This window comes from Streptococcus sp. NLN76, from assembly GCF_015686645.1.
Lineage (GTDB): Bacteria > Bacillota > Bacilli > Lactobacillales > Streptococcaceae > Streptococcus.
In genome coordinates, this window is record NZ_JADPMS010000096.1 from 1 (window position 1) to 1340 (window position 1340).

The 1340-nt window shown below is 36.0% G+C and carries 1 protein-coding gene; it reads right to left on the bottom strand.

The genetic code is table 11. The features are described 5' to 3' along the window. Window positions 1-130 precede the first annotated feature (130 nt). Window positions 131-1275, bottom strand: a protein-coding gene (locus tag I1A59_RS09425; RefSeq protein WP_196092487.1) for an IS3 family transposase whose coding sequence is annotated in 2 segments (ribosomal slippage) — window positions 131-1032 and window positions 1032-1275 — 1146 coding nt in all. Because the reading frame shifts where the segments join, the coding sequence is not laid out codon by codon here. Between the last annotated feature and the right edge of the window lie 65 nt (window positions 1276-1340).

Genomic DNA, 1340 nt, shown 5'->3' on the forward strand with positions numbered 1-1340 from the left:
TGGATTTCAGTCAATATCTTGGACAGTTTTTGATAGAATTTTGTGCGTTCTAGGCGCCCCGTGGTTGCCTGGCCTCCTTTTTCTAGTTAGTATCTTTCAGAAACTAACTAGAAAAAAGAGGGTAAATGAACTAAGCTTCTAGTTTTTCATATTCATTCGGACTTAGATAGTTTAGACTGCTGTGGCGTCTCCTTGAATTGTAAAATCCTTCAATGTATTGAAACAGACTTTGATAACAAGAATCAAAATCTTTATAGCCCATCGAATTTTCTGCATAGATACATTCTTTCTTGAGTGTCGCATGAAATGACTCAATACAACTGTTGTCATAGGGACAACCTTTTTCGCTGTAGGAATGGGTAATCTGATGTTCTTCTAAGTATTTGTTATAAGCATTGCTTGTGTATTGGCTCCCTTGATCCGAGTGGAGGATCAAATTATCTGAAATTGCTCTTGTCGATAGTGCACCTTCCAGCGTATCTAGAACTAATTGAGTATCCATATTTCTGGACAGTTTCCAAGAAATAATTTTACGTGATTTCAGATCCAAGATACTTGATAAATAGCACCAGCTATCAGATAGAGTATAGATATAGGTGATATCGGTCACCCATTTTTGATTGAGTTTCTTAGCAGTGAAATCACGTTTGAGTAAATTAGGGCGTTCTTGTGTGACAGATTTCGTCGAACTAGTAGGCCGATATTTTTTACGAATAATGGATTGAATTCCTAATTCTCTCATTAATTTTTGAACTCGCTTTTCTGAAACTGAATACCCTTGAGCTTGTAAGTCTTTATGGATTTTTGGCGCACCATATCTTTTACCAGATTCAAGATACGAAGCCATGATTACTTCTTTCAAATTATTATTTTCAAGATCACGACTACTAGGTTTCCGATTTTGATACTCATAGAAGCTAGATCGTGCAACCTCAAAAACATTGCAGAGACTATTAATTGAGTAGTTGTAGGTCTCGTGTAAGAATTGGATCTTTGCGAAGACAACAGCGGTACTTACTTCTTCGCAAAGATCCCTAAGGCCTTTTTTAAGATTTCATTTTCTTCCTTAATTTTTGCCATTTCCTTACGCATTTCTTGAAGATCATGGAGTGACATCTCCTCAGTATTCAACTGTTTCTTACTGTAGACTTTTATCCATTTATAGATGGTTTGATTAGCTAAACCATATTCTCGAGATAAATCGGAAACGGATTTACCGGTTTCATAAAGGCTTACGATGGTTTCTTTGAATTCTTTACTATACTTTTGTGACATATGGACTTCTCCTTTGGTTTGAGATAATTCTACCAAATCGTGTCCATGAAATCATACTAACACCA